Genomic DNA, 17,624 nt, shown 5'->3' on the forward strand with positions numbered 1-17,624 from the left:
CAGGTTGTCCAAAATCACAGCGCCAATGCCTTGACACAGCAACAAGTGTCTTTCCAAGGCAACGTAAATGTTAATGCTCATTAATCAGGTTGAGCATATTAAGAAATATCTAATCAGGAAAAGCATGAATCAATTTAATAAAAAAGTGTTGGTTGCGAGTATGGTACTTTGCTTTTGGTGTTGCGGGTAACGCCAGGGCCAATCAAACGAAGACCGCTGAAACCGTAAATGATCAAACTGCAACTACGACAAGTAGTCAAAAACGTTGCTAGCATTGCTGCGAACGGATATTCAACCGCATATCGACAATACCAATAACGGCGTGGCAAATACGACAGATGACCATACTGACAACAGCGACGACAGCGACAACAGCAACAACAGCGACAGCGAACAGCAACAACAGCGACAACAGCAACAACAGCCAGTGGCTACTACTGATGATCATACTGACAACAGTAACGACAGCGACAACAGCGACAACAGCAACAACAGCGACAGCAGCGACAACAGCTCGGCTACTGGTGTAGATGCTGCAGCGCAGCAATAGCAGTACCGCTACTTCTGATCGTTCCGACAACAGCTTTGCAGATGCGGGTTCCTTCAGCGCCGCCGCTAACAACAGTAGCACTGCTACCGTGGACAACAACGACAACAGCGATAACAGTTCCGCAGATGCGGGTTCAGCTAGTACCGCTGCCAACAACGGCAGCACTGCTACCGTGGATAACAGTATTAACAGCGATAACAGTTTTGCAGATGCTGGTTCTGGCAGTGCTGCCAGCAACAATGGCAGTACCGCTTCTGTTGATAACACCAATAACAGCGACAACAGCCAAACAGCGGCAAATGGTAATGGGTCTGCTGCAGCACAAACCGGCAATGCTTCTGCCACCTACGAAGTCAGTAACTCAGACTTGAGCGGTGCGGTAACAGGCAAAGGTGCGGGATCAGGTGTATCCGGCTTCAGGTTCAGCTGATACCTTGCTTATGCTGCTGACAATACTATTAGCGCTGCATTCACGTTGCTGCTGGTATCACCCGGGTTGTACAAAATCATGCTGCCAATGCGTTGACACAGCTAGAAGTGTCTTTTCAGGGTAACGTGAATGTTAACCAAATTTCGTTCACTAATCGTTCGGTGTTGCTGAACTTTAGTCAGTGAAGAGTTGCCGATGGGAAGGTGGTCCTGTCAGCAGCCTCCCAAATAACGAAGTTATAAACTCTGGAGAACAGTGAATCCAATATTAAAGGTAATGTGTCTTCTCTTTGCCCTGATATTGCCTGTTTGTACCGTTAATGCTTCTTCCGATCAGCTTGCAAAGGTTTCGATAACTGAGGGCTACCCCTCCGACTGGGGATGTTTCACTGGATAGACTTGACGGTACGAGGAATGGGTGGGGAGTGGATAGCACAATGCTGAATACTATGAATGTTGAGAAGGCAACATTGACGGGGTAGCGCGGCAACTAACAATGTCACCAGCACAAACATAATTGATACCAGCGCTTTTTCTGGAGCCAACGGCATGTTTTCAGTTATTCAAAATAGTGGTAACAATGTGGTTATTCAAGATTCACCATTGTAAATGTCACCATAGTGAATTGATTTTGTTATGAAAAACTTCTTGCATAAATTGTTTTTGACCGCTATGACGATGTTGGTGAGTAGCCATCTCGTTGCGCTGGATCTGAATGGAATGGCGGGAGGTGGGAATTATCTTGTCTCGACAAAAGTTTTGCCGAGATGAAGTTTGATACGGTTTATAAACAAGAATTTGATTTTAGTTGCGGCTCTGCAGCGTTGGCTAGTCTGCTCACGTTTCATTACGGTAATGTGGTGAGCGAAAAGACCGTATTTCTAGAAATGTATGAGCATGGCGATCAGGAAAAAATTAAGGATCAAGGTTTTCAATGCTCGATATGAAAAACTATCTGGGGCTGCATGGTTACGGTTCGGATGGATTTAAGATAAACCTGGATAAATTGCGCGAATTCAATAGTCCGGCAATTACAATTATTGATCTTAATGGCTTATTTACAATTCGTTATTATCAAGGGTGTAACCGAGCAAAAAGTCCTGGTTGGTGATCCTGCGGTAGGAGTCAAAATTATTCCTCGCGATGAATTTGAAAAGATGTGGGGTGAGCGTATTTTATTTATGGTCCATGATAACGGTGGTATTCAGACAGAAGCATCTCACAAGCAAGAAGAATGGCATACCCATTTGGCTCCGTTAGGGGTGCGGTTGACCAGTTAAGTTTAAGCGAATATTTCGTGCTGATACGCGGACAGGTGACAGGTCCTTTGGATTTTTAACTATATTGGGTGTCTGGCATGTTTACTTGCAACGATATGATCAAGCATAAAATTTTGCAGTTGGTGTTGTTGCTGACTTTCTAGCTAAATCTTGCTCTCGCCCGAGATACGCTGGCAGATGCTGGATACCCTGACGATATTTTAGTGACCCATACAGCCAATTGATACGCGCGACTGATGATGAGTTGGCCCAGCAAAGAGGCGGCTTTACCCTGCCAAATGGAATGGTTGTTAATATAAGTCTGGAAAGACTGATTTTCTGAATGGAATTGAAACGGCTTCCTCATTTATACAATTCCCGATAGACGGTGTGTTGATCCAAAATGGAAGTGGAAACTTGGGGCAAGATTTGGTCGGATCAGTTATCGGTTCTATTATTCAAAATAGTTTGGATAATCAGTCGATTAAAAGTATTAATGAGCTCAATATAGAAATAAGTAATCTGCAGAATCTGGACTTGAGGTCTAGTACAGTTATTACTGATCTGATTATGCCAAATTTACAGTAATGCTGATTTTTGAGTAAAGATACCGCAGAATAATAAAACTCCACTGGCAATGCATGGCATTTGCCCCTTCTTACCGATAGCGTCTTTAGCTTTAATAGATAGTTGTCATATTCGCTTGAATAGAACCACGAAGATTGTTTAATTCCATAATCTTCTCAAGTTAAATAATCTTTCCCCGTTCATATAATCATCGCTATTTTTGAAGATAGCGGTCATATAATGATAGCTGTATGGCTGGCCTTCTTGATATCACTTTGCTGAACCAAAATGAAAGAAAATTACAATGATGAAAACGTTGGCAACAAAATTAGCAATGAGTGCTTATTTTGGAGAATCTCAAAAATACCTTTCTTTTGTCAGTTGTTTTTTTCTCATCAATACGGTTTGTGCGCAAGAAGGGAATCAACAAATTTCGATAGAGCAGTATAGGCAGCTTTTGCTTGAGCAAGAGAAAAAACTGGAGCAGCAACGTCAAGTACTGGGGGAGCAAACGAAAGAGCTTGAACGGCTAAAAAAACAATTTGAGCAACTTTCTAAACAGTCTGGCACACCACAGTCGCCTATTGTCGGTACAAAGAGGATAAGCCCAAAACTGTGGCCGCGCAGGTACCCTCTGGGCCAGTTGGCGGGCTCCACCTAAACCTGCGGAACCGGAAAGGCCGCCAGAAATGCCTCGATTGTCTGAGACGGTGGGGGGTTTTAACCAAAAAGGGAAGTATGTTCTTGAACCCTCCTTAAGTTACGCTTTTTCTGACGATAATCGTGTTTTTGTAGACGCATTCACTTTTTTACCAGCCATCGTAATTGGCTTAACTGATATTCGCCAGGTAAAACGGCACAGTTTTTTGGTAGCCTGGGTTTACGATACGGCCTGACCGAGCGGTTGGAGGTGGAAGCCGGGGTTCCTTATGCCTATCGGGCGGATATCCAGCGAGCTCGGCCTTTTAGTACAGGTGTTGCGAACGATCAAATCTTTAATGCTGATGGGCATGGTCTGGGTGATATCGAGTTTGCAGCCCGTTATCAATTGACCAGGGGTACTGGGGGCTGGCCAATTCTGGTTGGTAATTTGTTGACAACACTGCCAACGGGTAAAAGTCCTTTCAGACTCAAAACCTTAGATGTAACACAGATCGACCCTAATAACCCCGTTGAGCCTCTTTCATTTAGATTCCCGTTGGAGGTGCCTACGGGGTCGGGTTTCTTTACTTTCCAACCAAGCATAACTTCGCTGTAGCCAACTGATCCCGCAGTGTTTTTGGTAGTCTGAGTTATACCTATACGATGTCAACCAAAGAAAGCTTTGGTAGGGTTGATGCGGGTGATGGTGTGGGGATTACATTCGGTATGGGGTTTACGGTTAATAATCGCACGTCGTTTAATTTAGGTTATTCGCACCAGCATTTTTTCAATACTCGAGTTGCTGGTGACAGAATTGGAGGGAGTGCCTTGGATATCGGGCAGTTCTTGCTAGGCTACTCATACAGGTATAACTTGCGAACGAATATCAACCTGTCTGTGGGTATCGGAGCGACGGACAACGCCCAAGACGCAAGACTTAACCTTAGAGTGCCCATGACTTTCTAGTGGTGTTTGCCATCACCTTTTCTGAAGCCAGCGATCCATGCAGTCAAGATAAATAACGGCATCAGGCGCGCTCTGATTGCGTTGTGACTGCCAGAGCATTTCCGCAAGGCACTCCATCGTGTGGTGTGCCGCTTCATGTTCGTCTCCTGTCAATTTGCAAAGTTGCGCAAATTTTGTACGAATGCCAACAGGTTGATCAATCGCCAGTTGCTCACGAATGGCAACGTGCATGCTCATGTGCAAAAAAGGATTGGTTGTACCCATCTCGGGTGGATAATTTTGTTCCAGATAATGTTCGCTGTTTTTCAGGATGGGATGATATTCGGGGTGCTGAAGTATGACTTCAAGCGTAATGGTCTCCATATTGGATAGAGTCTGCCTGAGCTGATATTTTTGCAGGTATCAAAGAAAAATTGCCGGACCTCGGCTCTGCTCGGATTAAACATGTTGATTCGTGGTGAGCTCCCTATCTTTGGGTAAGTTTTTATGCCTGAATTCGCATAAATCCACAATCGGGCAAATATTGCATTCAGGTTTTCTCGCCTTGCAGATATAACGGCCATGAAGAATTAGCCAGTGATGAGCATCCTGGAGGAATTCTTTCGGCACCACCTTGACAAGTTTTTGCTCCACTTCCAGCACATTTTTTCCGGCGCCAGACCAGTACGGTTAGCCACGCGGAAAATATGGGTATCCACGGCAATGGTGGGTTCGCCAAACGCCGTATTTAAAATGACATTGGCGGTTTTTCGTCCCACTCCCGGCAATTGCTCCAGCGTTTCACGGGTACGTGGAACCTCACCAGCATGGTGTTCTAGTAACAATACACAGGTAGCAAGGATATTCCGGGTTTTGGTGCGATACAACCCGATACGCTGGATATATTCACTCAGGCCACTTTCGCCGAGCGCGAGGATTTTTCTCAGGGGTGTCAGCCACCGCAAAAGTTTTCTGGTTGCCAGGTTGACGCTTTTATCAGTCGCCTGAGCAGAGAATGACGGCTACCAGCAATTGAGAAGTGGTTTGATATTCGAGTTCAGTCGTTGGGGCGGAATTGGTTTCCCGAAAGCGTGTGAAGATTTGTTGACGTTTGGAGGCATTCATTTCTAAAATAGAAGCTGCTAGGGTTTGCCGGTGGGTGTGGCGAGATTAGCATGAGCGCGAGCCATCGCGGCCTCGATGGTTGCTTGTTTTGTGTGACGGTTTGGTTGCTGGAAAATATCACCAGAGAATATTTGCTGGCTTTGATTAATTTCCGGGTTGGGTTTTTTTTGCTGATTTTTGGCAAGCCTTTGTTTCCTAAAATGATAACGTTCCCGCGCTTGCTGCATGTACGCTGTTTTCTGTCCCTCACTTTCGTTGACGACAAGTTCCGGTACAGCCTGCATGTGGATGCAATCCACGGGGCAAGGCGCAAGACAGCGCTCGCAGCCGGTGCATTCCTGTGTAATGACAGTATGCATCAGTTTGGCCGCACCCACGATGGCATCCACCGGGCAGGCGCGCAGACAGAATGTGCAGCCGATACATTGAGTTTCATCGATGACAGCTACCGCTCGCGGTTTGGGGTAACCGTAAGTCGTATCAAGTGGTTTGGAAGCAAGGTTGAGCAGCCGTGCAAGCTGTTCAATTACGGCATTCTCGCCTGGAGGGCATTGGTTGATGTTGGCCTGACCGTTGGCGATTGCCACCGCGTAAGGCTGGCAGCCGTCATAACCACACTGACCACAATGGATCTGCGGCAGAATTGCATCAATTTGCTTGATGAGTGTAGATTTGTCAGCCATGAGTGTTTTTCTCACACAATATTCGGATCGTTTCAGTTGCCAGATCGGGTCCCCTGGTAAATCAGGCCGGAGTAAAGCTGGATGAGACTGGCGCCTGCCATAATTCTTGATTGCGCGTCGGCAGGTTGCATGATGCCACCGACACCAATAATGGGAATAGCTCCTTGCAGATACTCATCGAGTAGTTGAATGACGGCATGGCTGCGTATTGTAAGCGGTGCACCACTTAAACCGCCGCTTTCGTTGCTGTGTGGAAGGTTCTCCACTTCATTCCGGGAAAGGGTGGTATTGGTTGCGATAACCCCATCCATGCGGTACTTGATAAGCAGCTGGGCGATCTGCTCAATTTGTTGTGACTCCAGATCAGGTGAAATTTTGACTACCAGTGGCGTATAGCGGCTGTACTGATCACTTAAGCGAGTTTGCTCTTTTTTTAACACCTGTAACAGATTGTCGAGTTCTGTTGTTTGCTGCAGCTGTCTGAGTCCAACGGTGTTGGGTGATGAAATATTGATCGTGATGTAACTGGCAATGGAGTATACCTTGCGCAGACAGATCAGATAATCATCAACGGCACTTGCCAGTGGAGTATCCGCATTTTTTCCGATATTAATGCCCAATATTCCCTGATAACGAGCATTGGCAACATTGATCAGGAGGCTGTCCACGCCTTCATTGTTGAACCCCATACGATTGATGATCGCCTGTGCTTCAGGAATCCGGAATAATCGTGGTCGGGGATTGCCTGACTGCGGACGGGGTGTGACTGTGCCAATTTCGATGAAACCAAAACCCAGCGCGGCAAGTGCATCGAGGTAAGCGCCGTTTTTGTCGAGACCGGCCGCCAGTCCCACCGGATTGGGAAAGGATAACCCCATTACCTGTATTGGCGTGCAGGCAATGGGTTGGCAGGTCATTAAACCTGTACGATGGAGTAGATCGAGAGACCGAAGCGTTACCGTATGGGCGGTTTCGGGATCCAGCAGAAAAAAGGAGTGGGCGCAGCAGGTTATAGGGCATCGAGACCGTTTGTTTGGGGAATAGCATGCTTTTCTTGCCACTGGTTATCTACGAAAACTTGTAAGGGTCTGAAATTCGACTTGTAGCACATTTTGCGATTATCTGCGATCCAGTAACCTAAATAAAGATAGGGCAGGTGCTTGCTGCGACACTGTTCGATCTGCCAGAGGATGTTGAATGTTCCGTAACTGGCATTACTAATATCCGGATCAAAGAAGGTATAAACCGATGATAAACCATCTGGCACCTGATCGATGATACTGACCATCCGTAGTTGATTATTTTCATGAAAAGTAACCAAGTATGAATTGACATTACTTTTTAGCAGAAAATCACGATATTGTGCATGATATCTCGCGTCAATTATCTTGGCCGCTTTGACGACAATTATGATGGCCGGTTGAGTTTATTAGCTACTTCATGATTTTTTCTGGTTTTTCCTCCTATAACTTTCACTGTCGATTTCGATGATAGTTGCGTGATGGATGATCCGGTCGATGGCGGCAACAGTCATCATGGTGTCGGGGAAGATTTGATCCCACTGGCTAAAAGGCTGGTTTGAAGTAATGATGAGACTTCCGCTTTCATAGCGATGGGCAATGAAGTCAAACAATACTTGTGTTTCCGAATCGGTCTTTTTGACATAGCCGATATCATCAACGATCAGTACACGGTATTTATCCAGCCGCGTCATGGCGGACATCAAATCCAGTTCTTTCTTGGCTTGCTGCAGGAGTTGAACGAGTGCGGTAGCTGATATCCACTTGACGCGGATGCCTTGTTCAATCAAATGCAACCCCAATGCTGCCGCCACATGTGATTTGCCGACACCGGAGGGACCGATCAGCAACACATTGTCTGCCTGGCTCGCCCAGTAGGTATTGTCGCGCAGCGTGATGATTTTTTTCTGAGCGGCTTGAGGCAGTTCGGTCAGAGCCAGAGTGGCAAAGCTTTTGCCGCGCGGTAGTCTGGCTTCATGCGTCCAGTTTCTGATTCTGCTTTGGAAGCGCTGGGCGACTTCCTGTTCGCACAGGGCGGCGAGATATTGGCTGTAGCTCCAGGCGTGTTCTGCGGCTTGATCCTGGAAGTGCCGGTAATGCTGGCCAAAGGCAGGGAGTCTGAGTTCCTTGAGCATCAGTGGGAGCGATTCAGACATGAGGCTGCCTCCTTGTGTTGCCCAGTTTCCGCTGAGGAGTTGATCGTAGGTATCCGCAGTGTGTTGTTTGATTGGGATGTCCGGCTGCGGCGCATGCTGTCGCAGAAATCGCTTTTGCAGTGTTTGCAGTTCAGGTAGCGGATGTTGTTGCAACAATTCAGCGGCCAACTGGCTCTCGCAATCATAGTCGTAGGCAAAACGCAGCACCGATACCATCCATTTGCAAGCGAGTCCGGGATCAAATTGTTGTTGTACCCGCGCCCACAGCTGGTGATACTGTGGCGTTGGCAACAGATCATCCCGCAGCCGGGAAAAGCGAAAGGCTTGTGGCTTTGCCGCCAATGCATGAATCACATGACGGTAATCGATGCGCCGGGCGCGTCCTTCTGGCGCTTTCGGATACGCGCGCGGTAAGGTAATGACCGGTGTTTGGCCAACAAAGCATTCCAGACGATCGTGATAGAGATGAACCCGGATGTTCTCGCCAATGAGTCTGGATGGCACACTGTAGAGTCCCCGTTTGACCGCTATGGTGCTACTGGTGGTCACTTTGACGGTCAGTTCACTGAAGTCCATGAAGCGGTAGCGTGGCAGTGGCTGGAGATGCGATTGCTCTTCCGCCAATCGCCCCCTGCAGCGCAGATTGAGCTTATCGACGATCCGTTCAAGAAAACGGCGGTAGGCACCCACACTTTCGAAATCCGCAGATCCCCGCAGTTTGATCGCCTGCTCAATCCGGTGTTTGAGCGAACCATGGGCATTTTCTACGGCGCCATTTTCATGGCTGACGCCCAGGTTATTGACCGTAGGCTTCATGCCATAGTGTTGACACAGCGCCGCATAAGATTGCGTGAGTTCTTGTTTTTGGCTCGCATTGACGTATGCGGCACTCAGGCTGTCGGTGCGATGTTCCCTGGGCACGCCGCCCAGTTTATGCAAGGCGGTCTGCAATCCATCGGCCAACGCACTATAACTTTCCCCGCCCCGGATGATATGAACCGCGCGCCAATGACTATAAGCCAGACGAAACTGATACAGCAGGTGATCAAATGGTTTGCCTGCAATCGTAATTGCCGTGCGCGGCCGGGTAAAATCGGACAACCCCTGGTGCCCGGCAGGCACCGACTGGCAAAACATGACCGCCTTACCGGGACCTTGCGTTGCCCGCCAGTGTTTTACACGGCGCTGCAAGCTTCTGAGAAATTTCTCCGGGTATTGGCCGGGATATCGATCATCCAGGTACTCCCAAAGCGTAGTCCCGGTCAGTTCAAGTTCCCCGTACAGCAATGGAACCAATTCGGTCTCCCAAACCAGCGCAAAGGATCCTGGCGCGTGCGCCATTGCCGTTGCGACTTCTCCACCCGCACACCCTTCTCAATCCTGCGGCCACTGCGGATACTTACCCCCGCTTTCGCAGTCGCTGTCTCCTGACCATGCCCTATCTGACGATTCTTCATATAAATAGCTTCCTGTTGATGAGTGATATGTTTTCCAGGCAAGTTCTTTCTCCTTATATAGAAAAGAACTCATACTGATACTTTCACTCAACCGGTCAAGATAATTGTCGCCTGACCGGACAGGTTAATTGTCGTCTAATAGGGGGCAAGCGCAAACGTAACAAGGAAAGTTTTGCTTCTACGAGACGGGTGCTGTAGGATTTATCGATGTACAAAATAATATTCAACAAAGATCAAAGAGAGGGGTTGGCCAGTGTTTCAGATAACGTCGCCATCGCTTCGGTTATCGCGGCATTACTGGGTGGATTTGTTGAAGAGAAGGTGACCATTATTGGTGTATTAACATTATTTTTGTTAGCTGTTATTTTTCTGATGGTTTCATATATATTGCGTAAAGGAGAAGAGAATGGCTATTGAATCATTGATAGGCTTGGCTATTTTCGCGGCGATTATGATGTTGGTTGCTTTATATGCCGATAAACACCGCTCGTAGACAGCCCGTAGTTCCGTAGGTTGGGGTGAGCTTGCGAACCCCAACACAAACGTCAAACCAAAAAAACCGCCTATGGGAAACCGGGGGCGGTTTTTTGTTATCCAACAATTATTCTTCCTTTATTCCCTTCTACAGGCGAAATTGACTAAAATTTTCAATGGCTATGTCATCGTTAATTGTTGGTCACTGCAAATAAACACTATTTATCATTTATAAACAAGCCATTAGCCAAAAACCAATAATTGATATTTTTATTTAAATTCATTTGGTTACATAACAACCACTAACTAACGATGACATAGCCTTTTCAATGCGCGTAGCCTTCTGGCATGAGTCCGCGCAGGGTGTAACCAGTATAAAAAGCCCGATTACGCGAGGCTAATCGGGTCTGCTGCTCCGGGATTTTTTGTTGTGATACACTTTTATTTTGCGCATCAGGAAAAATGAAATGGCGATGATTACCTTTGATACACATAAATTTGTTCGTAAATTGGAAGAGGCGGGCTTTGACCAAAAGCAAGCGGAGGGTTTGACTGAGGCAATGCGAGCGGCAATTGAAGAATCTGAGCTGGTCACTAAAAAGATTTACAAATCGAGATCGCGCCGATTAAAGCTGATCTTAATCTACTCAAATGGATGATGGGGGCTCTTATTGCCCTCTCCATTGCTAATTTCTCCAGGCAATTTTTGTAACTTGAGATCCCTGGAATGGCCCGTAGGTTGGGGTGAGCTTGCGAACCCCAACACAAACACCAAACCAATCAAACCGCCCCTGGGAAACCGGGGGAAATAGGTCTTGTAATTAAGCGTTATGTATTAGACGACAATTAACCTGTCCGGTCAGGCGACAATTATCTTGACCGGTTGAGTGAAAGTATCAGTATGAGTTCTTTTCTATATAAGGAGAAAGAACTTGCCTGGAAAACATATCACTCATCAACAGGAAGCTATTTATATGAAGAATCGTCAGATAGGGCATGGTCAGGAGACAGCGGCTGCGAAAGCGGGGGTAAGTATCCGTAGTGGCCGCAGGATTGAGCAAGGTGTGCGGGTGGAGAAGTCGCAACGGCATTAATCAGGGGCATCGCAAACTCGTTTTGTTGGTGTGTAGGAACCCCAATATTACGAGTTTGTTTCTATCTATGAAATGCTTATCTCAAAACGTCAACAGACCCTAAAGAGCAGTCGTTACAATTAAAGCGTGATCGTTGGCTGCTATTAAAGCGCCAACGGGACTTGGGGCCAATGGATGAGGCTTTGTTGAGTGGATGGGTGGAAAACTATCCCGATCTTTATGAACTTCATAAAGCGAAAGAGGGTTTTTGCGATATTTGGGATCAACACTACAGCCGAACTGAGGCTATTAATGCCTTTGATTTGTGGATTAACTCCATACCTGAGTCAGTTTTCAACTATTTTGATGGCATGATTTCAACCGTCAGAAATTGGCAGATTGAGGCGTTCAATTACTTCGATCATCGAGTAACTAACGCCTACACGGAATCGGCTAACAATCACATTAAATCAATAGCTAAGCAAGGACGGGGCTACAGCTTTTACGTATTGAGGGCAGGGTATTGTTCATCGGCGCAAAACATAAAATTAGACCAAAACCATTTAAGCAGGGGGTAGCTGAAAAAACGATTGGTTATGCTCTGCCGGATGATCTGTTTATCAATTATAGCGTTGAAATTCCACATGAGCCCGACATTTCGTAAAAACACGTTTTCTACACGATTTTACGCAGACCCGGAAAAATAAACGCCCTTTTTCATAAGAACCGAATGTACCGGGAAACGGTTTGGTCGTCAAACTGACCGGTAAGTCATCCAAAATACATACCCAATCTGCTCAACCGAGAGAGAGCAGCTTAATCCCATCCGAGCGCAATTCTCCATTGGGGGACACATGGCGATAGAGTGTCTGCCGGGTAATTCCAATCTCCTTGCAGAGGTTACCAATCTTTGTTTCTGGCTGTCCCATACTGGACATGGCCAACCGTAGCTTTGAGGCCGTCATTTTGTAGGGACGCCCACCTTTCCTGCCGCGAGCACGTGCCGATTCCAGTCCCGCAATAGTTCGCTCGGAAATTAACTCGCGCTCAAATTCGGCCAGTGCAGCAAAAATACCGAACACAAGCTTGCCAGATGCCGTCGTCGTGTCTACAGATGCACCGTGACCGGTCAGGACCTTCAATCCAACGCCGCGAGCAGTCAGGTCATGCACGGTATTGATCAGGTGACGCAGATCACGGCCCAGCCTGTCGAGCTTCCATACTATCAAAACGTCCCCTTCACGGAGTGCCTTTAGACAAGCTGCCAATCCTGGGCGATCATCGCGCCTTCCCGACGCCCGATCCTCGTAGAGATGTGCCGGATCGACGCCGAACGCGATCAGCGCATCCCGCTGCAAGTCAGTGGACTGAGAACCATCCGCCTTCGATACCCTCATGTAGCCGATTAACATTTTTTCACTTGTCACATATACGTTCGATTATGTGACAATATAAATCAAGAGAAAAATACTGTCAATATTAGTCATATAACCCGTCATTTAATCTATGTATTGTAAAAGGTTTATTTGGATCATAATGTGACAAGAATTTTGCGTGAGCACTACGAATGCAAAATGCGTCCAAGTTGAAGATCTCGTTATCGGTTGCGCCGTAAAACCCCGTCGTTCAGGGCGGCGATATTTCGTCACAAAGACCAAATGGACGTGCATCTTGATATAATGTTGCATGTAACTTGATAGGAGATTTCACATGGGAACTACGCACGTAAATGCACGAGTTCAAAAGCACCGCGACGCGCTGCGCATGGCAGGACTACGTCCGGTGCAGATCTGGGTTCCGGACACACGCCACCCAGGCTTCGCGGAGGAGTGCCGCCGCCAATCCCTTCTGGTGGCTCAGGCAGACAGCGCCGATATGCCCATGCAGCAGTTCATGGATGATGCCTTGGCAGACGCAGAGGGCTGGACGGAATGATGCGCGGCGACCTGGTGACTATTGCCATGCAAGGAAACTTTGGCAAGCCACGGCCCGCGTTGGTAATTCAAGCCAATCAGTTCAGCGAGCATGTAAGTGCAACGGTTCTACTCATTACCAGCACGCTTGTTGCTGCGCCATTGCTGCGCGTTACTGTTCAGCCGAGCGCGGAGAACGGCTTGCAGAAACCTTCACAGATAATGGTGGATAAGGCCATGACGGTTAAGCGCGACAAGGTAGGACCAGCCTTTGGACACATTGATGCGGATGTATTAGTGGAGGTTGAGCGTTGCTTGGCCGTTTTCCTGGGCATCGCCAAGTGACCCGTCGTTTCGCCCACCGGACGCCATCATATACGGCGCAACCGATAAGTTTCTCGTATGCTAGTTGCTGATCATTCGACTTTGCTTGTCAGGGGCATCGCCATTCCTGCAAAGGTTGAACCCATAGTTCACATCAAAATCTTTTTTCTCGCCAGATGTCGTCTGAACACCGGGTTGCTTCAGGTGAAGGTTAAGGCGCTTGCAGCCGGGCTGATCGAATTTAGCTACCGTAGTCACCGTGGCAATGACTGGCTGTTGTGATCCAGTCGTCTGACGGAAAAATCCGGTAAGCGGACCTGTCACGACTCCACCTGACTTTCCATCCGGCGCATCAATTGCTTCGATCAGTAAAGGCTTGATGTTGGGGTATGTCGGCATTTCCGCCATGGCTTGCCAGGAGAAAATCCCTATAAAGATGGATGTAGGCAGAAAGACTATCTTTGACGTGATTCTCAACATTATTTTCTGACGCCTAGTTCATTGGCAGCATGTTTTATCGCTGCCCGCAATAATGTTTCCGGGTGTTCGGGTTGGGTTGATGCGGTATAAATGTTGAATCCAACAACCTGATTCCCAATTAATTTGTTTTTTATAATAGAAAATCCAAAACCAGCCAATCCTTCCTGAATATTGTTCTGTGAGGCGATACCCATTGCTGTCGTAAGTACGCCAACTGCTGCACCAGCTACGATTCCGCCAAGACTTCCTCCGAATGTTGAACCAAGTGAGATGGGATTAGGCCCCATATCGAAATTAGCCCCGTTGCTGGTCGCCTTGTTCACCAGTTTCACCATTTTTTCCATCTGTTTTTTCGTGGGTTCTCCTGGTAAAAGCAGCGGTTTGATGACAGGCAGCTCCTCGCGCATCGACAACAGATATTCCGCTGTATAAGGCATTGCACGGCCATCTTCCTTGAATGGCATGGTAACGAACGCCGTAACGGACATTTTGTAATAAGCATTTTCCTTGACTGATGTAACGTTAAATCCGTATTCGTTCATAAGGTTTGCCAGCAATGGCAAATGCTCAGATTTGAATGTCGATGTTTTAACGTAAACAGTCTTTTTTGCATCGAAGTCGCGAGAACTAAGCAAAGCCGTTTTATCCATTACTAACGAATGGATACTTGAATTTGAAAGGGGGGAATGCTCAACAACTGACTGGCAGCCCGTGATGAGTAAAACCAGTAATACGATAAAGAGAAACTTTGCAGAATCATTCAATTTGAGAACCGGTATCATAATAGCTTTGTGTCCTTCTGTTGATTACGTCCCTTGCATTATCGGATAAATCCGATGTATTTGGCAGTCTCACGGCTGCCATTACTTCACGGGAGAATTCCGATAAATCAAGTGCTGCAAAATTGATTGAAGCAAATTCAGCATGAGAGAATCCTTCGCAATTGGGTCTTTTGGCAGTTCCCCATGATTTACCGATTTGCGCTCTTCCCTGGGCATTGATGATACGGCCAAGGCGACTGTTGTAGCAGCAGTAGGAACGCTTCCGTTCTAAACAGACTCCGAAGAATTTCTTCGAGCAGTACGATCCTACCCGATGGCAAAGATTCTGCCCCTTCTTCATCGATAGTATCTGTTCATCCGGTTCACAGGATAACAATTCCTGAAGAACCATGATGGCCACCGCTATTGCAAAGGATGTCGGGTCGAAACCAAATGTTATATTTCCGCCTAGAAAAGGTATAGAATTTCCTAGCGGTATGATCGCTCCTTCAAAGCCTAACGCACTGGTTACAAACCCAGGTGCTGACGTGGTTCCCAGCGTTGCACTGAACCCAAAGTAACTCAATGAGGGAGAAAATGCGCTCAGCAACCCGCCGGAAGGAATCTTCAGCGGATCTACTCCCATCATGGCCGACATACCCTTGATTATCCAATCGGGTGCCGTCGAAGTATAAAGTGCGTCATACAGATACTTGCTACCATAGGACAGTACATTCTTGCCTGCCTGAACCGTCAGATTGAACAGCAGGTTATTGTTGAAGGTGCTACCACCAGAACTTCCAGCGCAGCAGTTCATGATGCCGCCAAGCTTTATGCGGCACTTTCCCTTGTCACCATCGAATATGCGCTGAGTGTTTTCATTCAGGTAGACACCGGCTTCCCTCATTATCTCGACCGATGACGTTGCCTGCGGAAAATCAGTGTCATTCTGATGGCCGGTATTGAAGCAATTGCCATTGATGCAGAATTTTTGTCCAGAGCAGTTGAGAAACGTACTTTCCAGAGATGGTGCCGTTCTACAGCTATATATTTTTTCCTGATCAACGCATATCTGCTGGCCATTAATGGTTACGGTCTGTTGGCACGCACCGTCGGACTGAAACGTGCATTCAGGATTATTCTCATAAACCAGGCATTCCGTATGATCTTCCACCCCGGTCAGCCCAACATATCCACGCTTCTGGGTGAAACAGCCATCTGGAGCGACATCTGCCAAACTGATTTCCGGAGGCAACGGGAATGGAGGTACAGTCGATACACATTCCTGGCCAACATATTGATAGTTTGGATTGTTATGCCACTGGCGGCAGGCGCTTAGATCGTAATCACTGGATACCAGCACATGCACAATGGCACCGGTAATGGGATCCTGCTGTTGAGTAATGATGATGTTCCGTGGAGCCAGACATTCATGCGGCGCAACCTCCTTGATGACTGCGCAGGATTTTTCCGCATAAATCGCTGGGGTGGTACTGGTCTGAGTTACACACTGGCCTTCGGTATTGGAGCTAATTCCGGTACTACTCTGAAAAACCGCTGGCGCATTGTCTCTGGCATTGCGGGTATTTTGCAGAACAGGATCATCCGGTGCGAGCGGGACATGCTGCCTGGTTTGCCGGTTGCCAACAATAAAGTTGACCGCTTCGCATTCCTGGTCGAACATGGCATTGCCGGTGGGTATATAGCCTGCACAATTGCTTACCTTGTCGAGTCCTGGCTGGGTAAGCTCTCCCTGCCCATCCTGGAAAAGACTGGCTTCGGCAGCAGGCATACCGTAATAATCCAGTTTATCGGCAATCGCCTGTTCATTGATCCCCGAAAAAATACCCGCATTCCTGCTCTCGGCAAATGTTTTCGCATCCTCGAAGGCATTATTCAGATCATCGGCGAAAATCGCCCCGGACAGCACCCACAACAGCCCGATCAGCAGCAGGTGAAGCGTATGTTTCATTGGATGCCTCGAACGATCCGTGAGTGAAACGACCTGGCTGTCATCGACCAGGCAGGACTGGTACGTTCTATGTATTCGAGTGCGTAGTCCAGTGACACATCACCGCTTACCTTGACAAAGGTCTTCGGTTTTGCGCAACCATTTTCCATTACTTTGCCTGCTTCCTGACTGGCCAGGACAAAAGCAGGCACACGGGTCACGCTGAATTGCTGGAAAGCGGGAGGATGGATGGAAACAGGCACGTTACGGCTCCCCAGGATAGCCTTGACCGCTTCACCCATTTTCATCATCGAGTCGTCTTTCAATCCACGAAACAGCAACGTGGCCCCAGCTTTTTCCGCCTGGTCAGCCAGTTTGCGCAACGCTGCTTCCGGCATCGAGAGGGACACCAGCACCAGCAGATCATGTGAGCGCATTCTGTCGGCATTGGCTTGTCCCATATTCCTGAATTTCTCGGCAATGACAGAAATGTCTCCCGCCGGAACATCTGGTTTTGGCAAGGCATCGATGTCGGGCATTCGAGGGATGGCAATAGCGTGACCCTTTTCAAGTACATCGAGCTGCTGCATGGTTTTACGCGCACGATGGATGGCATTCTCTATGTCCTGGTCGTCGGGCAGCCTTACAGCCTCATGGTCAGTAATCATATTCCCCGAAAAAAGGTGTTCCTGCGCCTGGGAGAATGACGGCAGGAACACGAGGGCTGCGACAACAGCAAGCAAAAACAGAAATCGGTTATTTTGCATCTCTTATCCTCATAGCCAGCTATATAGCTATATAAATATTCTGATAGA

The 17,624-nt window shown here is 47.6% G+C and carries 19 protein-coding genes and 5 pseudogenes; 11 read left to right on the forward strand and 13 right to left on the reverse strand.

The window, feature by feature from the left end:
* Nucleotides 1–265 precede the first annotated feature (265 nt).
* Both IPG31_00295 and IPG31_00300 read left to right on the forward strand, forming a co-directional pair.
* Entirely contained in the window at nt 266–550 is a 285-nt protein-coding gene (locus IPG31_00295) for a hypothetical protein (protein ID MBK6616869.1), read from the forward strand.
* Complete coding sequence (locus tag IPG31_00300; GenBank protein MBK6616870.1) at nt 531–980, forward strand: hypothetical protein; 450 nt, start codon at nt 531–533, stop codon at nt 978–980. Before IPG31_00295 ends, IPG31_00300 begins: the two co-directional genes overlap by 20 nt.
* Nucleotides 981–1,365: 385 nt before the next feature.
* Here the strand turns inward: IPG31_00300 and IPG31_00305 are convergent, their stop codons facing one another.
* The gene (locus tag IPG31_00305; GenBank protein MBK6616871.1) at nt 1,366–1,530 is read right to left on the reverse strand and encodes a hypothetical protein; all 165 of its coding nucleotides are present in this window, start codon (nt 1,528–1,530) and stop codon (nt 1,366–1,368) included.
* Nucleotides 1,531–1,615: 85 nt separating this feature from the next.
* On the opposite strand from IPG31_00305, the pseudogene IPG31_00310 reads away from it, so the two are divergent.
* The 3 genes and pseudogenes from IPG31_00310 to IPG31_00320 all read left to right on the forward strand — a co-directional run bounded on the left by IPG31_00310 (nt 1,616) and on the right by IPG31_00320 (nt 4,063).
* Nucleotides 1,616–2,318, forward strand: a pseudogene (locus IPG31_00310) (C39 family peptidase).
* A gap of 794 nt (nt 2,319–3,112) precedes the next feature.
* On the forward strand, nt 3,113–3,466 hold the full coding sequence (locus IPG31_00315; protein ID MBK6616872.1) for a hypothetical protein: 354 nt from the start codon (nt 3,113–3,115) through the stop codon (nt 3,464–3,466).
* Nucleotides 3,467–3,715: 249 nt separating this feature from the next.
* The gene (locus IPG31_00320; GenBank protein ID MBK6616873.1) at nt 3,716–4,063 is read left to right on the forward strand and encodes a hypothetical protein; all 348 of its coding nucleotides are present in this window, start codon (nt 3,716–3,718) and stop codon (nt 4,061–4,063) included.
* Between the two features lie 362 nt (nt 4,064–4,425).
* On the opposite strand, the pseudogene IPG31_00325 reads toward IPG31_00320, so the two are convergent.
* The 7 genes and pseudogenes from IPG31_00325 to IPG31_00355 all read right to left on the reverse strand — a co-directional run bounded on the left by IPG31_00325 (nt 4,426) and on the right by IPG31_00355 (nt 9,833).
* Nucleotides 4,426–4,859: pseudogene (locus IPG31_00325) on the reverse strand (DUF1841 family protein).
* Nucleotides 4,852–5,517: pseudogene (gene nth, locus IPG31_00330) on the reverse strand (endonuclease III). The pseudogenes IPG31_00325 and nth overlap by 8 nt, the downstream one beginning before the upstream one ends.
* A 17-nt stretch (nt 5,518–5,534) precedes the next feature.
* Nucleotides 5,535–6,200: an RnfABCDGE type electron transport complex subunit B gene (locus tag IPG31_00335; protein ID MBK6616874.1), complete on the reverse strand. Its 666-nt coding sequence runs from the start codon at nt 6,198–6,200 to the stop codon at nt 5,535–5,537.
* A 32-nt stretch (nt 6,201–6,232) separates the two neighbouring features.
* Nucleotides 6,233–7,213, reverse strand: a complete 981-nt coding sequence (locus tag IPG31_00340) for a quinone-dependent dihydroorotate dehydrogenase (protein MBK6616875.1) — start codon at nt 7,211–7,213, stop codon at nt 6,233–6,235.
* A complete protein-coding gene (locus IPG31_00345) occupies nt 7,210–7,614 on the reverse strand; it encodes a hypothetical protein (protein ID MBK6616876.1) in 405 nt (134 codons plus the stop codon). Before IPG31_00345 ends, IPG31_00340 begins: the two co-directional genes overlap by 4 nt.
* Before the next feature lie 24 nt (nt 7,615–7,638).
* The gene (locus tag IPG31_00350) at nt 7,639–8,376 is read right to left on the reverse strand and encodes an ATP-binding protein (protein MBK6616877.1); all 738 of its coding nucleotides are present in this window, start codon (nt 8,374–8,376) and stop codon (nt 7,639–7,641) included.
* Nucleotides 8,377–8,406: 30 nt separating this feature from the next.
* A pseudogene (locus tag IPG31_00355) lies at nt 8,407–9,833 on the reverse strand (IS21 family transposase).
* Between the two features lie 207 nt (nt 9,834–10,040).
* Here IPG31_00355 and IPG31_00360 point away from each other — a divergent pair.
* From IPG31_00360 to IPG31_00375, 4 genes and pseudogenes are all read left to right on the forward strand, one after another.
* A complete protein-coding gene (locus IPG31_00360; GenBank protein MBK6616878.1) occupies nt 10,041–10,250 on the forward strand; it encodes a hypothetical protein in 210 nt (69 codons plus the stop codon).
* Between the two features lie 524 nt (nt 10,251–10,774).
* Nucleotides 10,775–11,019 (forward strand): annotated as a pseudogene (locus tag IPG31_00365) (DUF1640 domain-containing protein).
* 220 nt (nt 11,020–11,239) lie between these two features.
* Entirely contained in the window at nt 11,240–11,401 is a 162-nt protein-coding gene (locus IPG31_00370; GenBank protein MBK6616879.1) for a hypothetical protein, read from the forward strand.
* A gap of 137 nt (nt 11,402–11,538) precedes the next feature.
* Nucleotides 11,539–11,958, forward strand: a complete 420-nt coding sequence (locus IPG31_00375) for a transposase (protein ID MBK6616880.1) — start codon at nt 11,539–11,541, stop codon at nt 11,956–11,958.
* Between the two features lie 219 nt (nt 11,959–12,177).
* Here the strand turns inward: IPG31_00375 and IPG31_00380 are convergent, their stop codons facing one another.
* On the reverse strand, nt 12,178–12,792 hold the full coding sequence (locus IPG31_00380; GenBank protein MBK6616881.1) for a recombinase family protein: 615 nt from the start codon (nt 12,790–12,792) through the stop codon (nt 12,178–12,180).
* A 298-nt stretch (nt 12,793–13,090) separates the two neighbouring features.
* On the opposite strand from IPG31_00380, the gene IPG31_00385 reads away from it, so the two are divergent.
* Both IPG31_00385 and IPG31_00390 read left to right on the forward strand, forming a co-directional pair.
* Nucleotides 13,091–13,315 (forward strand): antitoxin MazE family protein, encoded by a 225-nt coding sequence (locus IPG31_00385; protein MBK6616882.1) that lies wholly within the window; start codon nt 13,091–13,093, stop codon nt 13,313–13,315.
* On the forward strand, nt 13,312–13,638 hold the full coding sequence (locus tag IPG31_00390) for a type II toxin-antitoxin system PemK/MazF family toxin (protein MBK6616883.1): 327 nt from the start codon (nt 13,312–13,314) through the stop codon (nt 13,636–13,638). The genes IPG31_00385 and IPG31_00390 overlap by 4 nt, the downstream gene beginning before the upstream one ends.
* 60 nt (nt 13,639–13,698) lie before the next feature.
* On the opposite strand, the gene IPG31_00395 is transcribed toward IPG31_00390, so the two are convergent.
* From IPG31_00395 to trbC, 4 genes are read right to left on the reverse strand one after another with little or no spacing between them, the layout of a single operon-like run.
* The gene (locus IPG31_00395) at nt 13,699–14,097 is read right to left on the reverse strand and encodes a hypothetical protein (protein MBK6616884.1); all 399 of its coding nucleotides are present in this window, start codon (nt 14,095–14,097) and stop codon (nt 13,699–13,701) included.
* The gene (locus tag IPG31_00400) at nt 14,097–14,861 is read right to left on the reverse strand and encodes a hypothetical protein (GenBank protein ID MBK6616885.1); all 765 of its coding nucleotides are present in this window, start codon (nt 14,859–14,861) and stop codon (nt 14,097–14,099) included. Before IPG31_00400 ends, IPG31_00395 begins: the two co-directional genes overlap by 1 nt.
* On the reverse strand, nt 14,854–16,830 hold the full coding sequence (gene traN, locus IPG31_00405; GenBank protein MBK6616886.1) for a conjugal transfer protein TraN: 1,977 nt from the start codon (nt 16,828–16,830) through the stop codon (nt 14,854–14,856). The genes IPG31_00400 and traN overlap by 8 nt, the downstream gene beginning before the upstream one ends.
* Entirely contained in the window at nt 16,827–17,576 is a 750-nt protein-coding gene (gene trbC, locus IPG31_00410) for a type-F conjugative transfer system pilin assembly protein TrbC (protein MBK6616887.1), read from the reverse strand. The genes traN and trbC overlap by 4 nt, the downstream gene beginning before the upstream one ends.
* Nucleotides 17,577–17,624 lie beyond the last annotated feature (48 nt).

The sequence above is a fragment of the Nitrosomonas sp. genome (genome assembly GCA_016703745.1).
Taxonomy (GTDB): domain Bacteria; phylum Pseudomonadota; class Gammaproteobacteria; order Burkholderiales; family Nitrosomonadaceae; genus Nitrosomonas.

Excerpts from the sequence above, each read along its gene's own strand:
- IPG31_00300 (MBK6616870.1), top strand. The coding sequence starts at position 531 with ATGCTGCAGCGCAGCAATAGCAGTACCGCTACTTCTGATCGTTCCGAC.
- IPG31_00305 (MBK6616871.1), bottom strand. The coding sequence starts at position 1,530 with ATGCCGTTGGCTCCAGAAAAAGCGCTGGTATCAATTATGTTTGTGCTG.
- IPG31_00315 (MBK6616872.1), top strand. The coding sequence starts at position 3,113 with ATGAAAACGTTGGCAACAAAATTAGCAATGAGTGCTTATTTTGGAGAA.
- IPG31_00335 (MBK6616874.1), bottom strand. The coding sequence starts at position 6,200 with ATGGCTGACAAATCTACACTCATCAAGCAAATTGATGCAATTCTGCCG.
- IPG31_00350 (MBK6616877.1), bottom strand. The coding sequence starts at position 8,376 with ATGTCTGAATCGCTCCCACTGATGCTCAAGGAACTCAGACTCCCTGCC.
- IPG31_00360 (MBK6616878.1), top strand. The coding sequence starts at position 10,041 with ATGTACAAAATAATATTCAACAAAGATCAAAGAGAGGGGTTGGCCAGT.
- IPG31_00380 (MBK6616881.1), bottom strand. The coding sequence starts at position 12,792 with ATGTTAATCGGCTACATGAGGGTATCGAAGGCGGATGGTTCTCAGTCC.
- IPG31_00385 (MBK6616882.1), top strand. The coding sequence starts at position 13,091 with ATGGGAACTACGCACGTAAATGCACGAGTTCAAAAGCACCGCGACGCG.
- IPG31_00390 (MBK6616883.1), top strand. The coding sequence starts at position 13,312 with ATGATGCGCGGCGACCTGGTGACTATTGCCATGCAAGGAAACTTTGGC.
- IPG31_00395 (MBK6616884.1), bottom strand. The coding sequence starts at position 14,097 with ATGTTGAGAATCACGTCAAAGATAGTCTTTCTGCCTACATCCATCTTT.
- traN (MBK6616886.1), bottom strand. The coding sequence starts at position 16,830 with ATGAAACATACGCTTCACCTGCTGCTGATCGGGCTGTTGTGGGTGCTG.
- trbC (MBK6616887.1), bottom strand. The coding sequence starts at position 17,576 with ATGCAAAATAACCGATTTCTGTTTTTGCTTGCTGTTGTCGCAGCCCTC.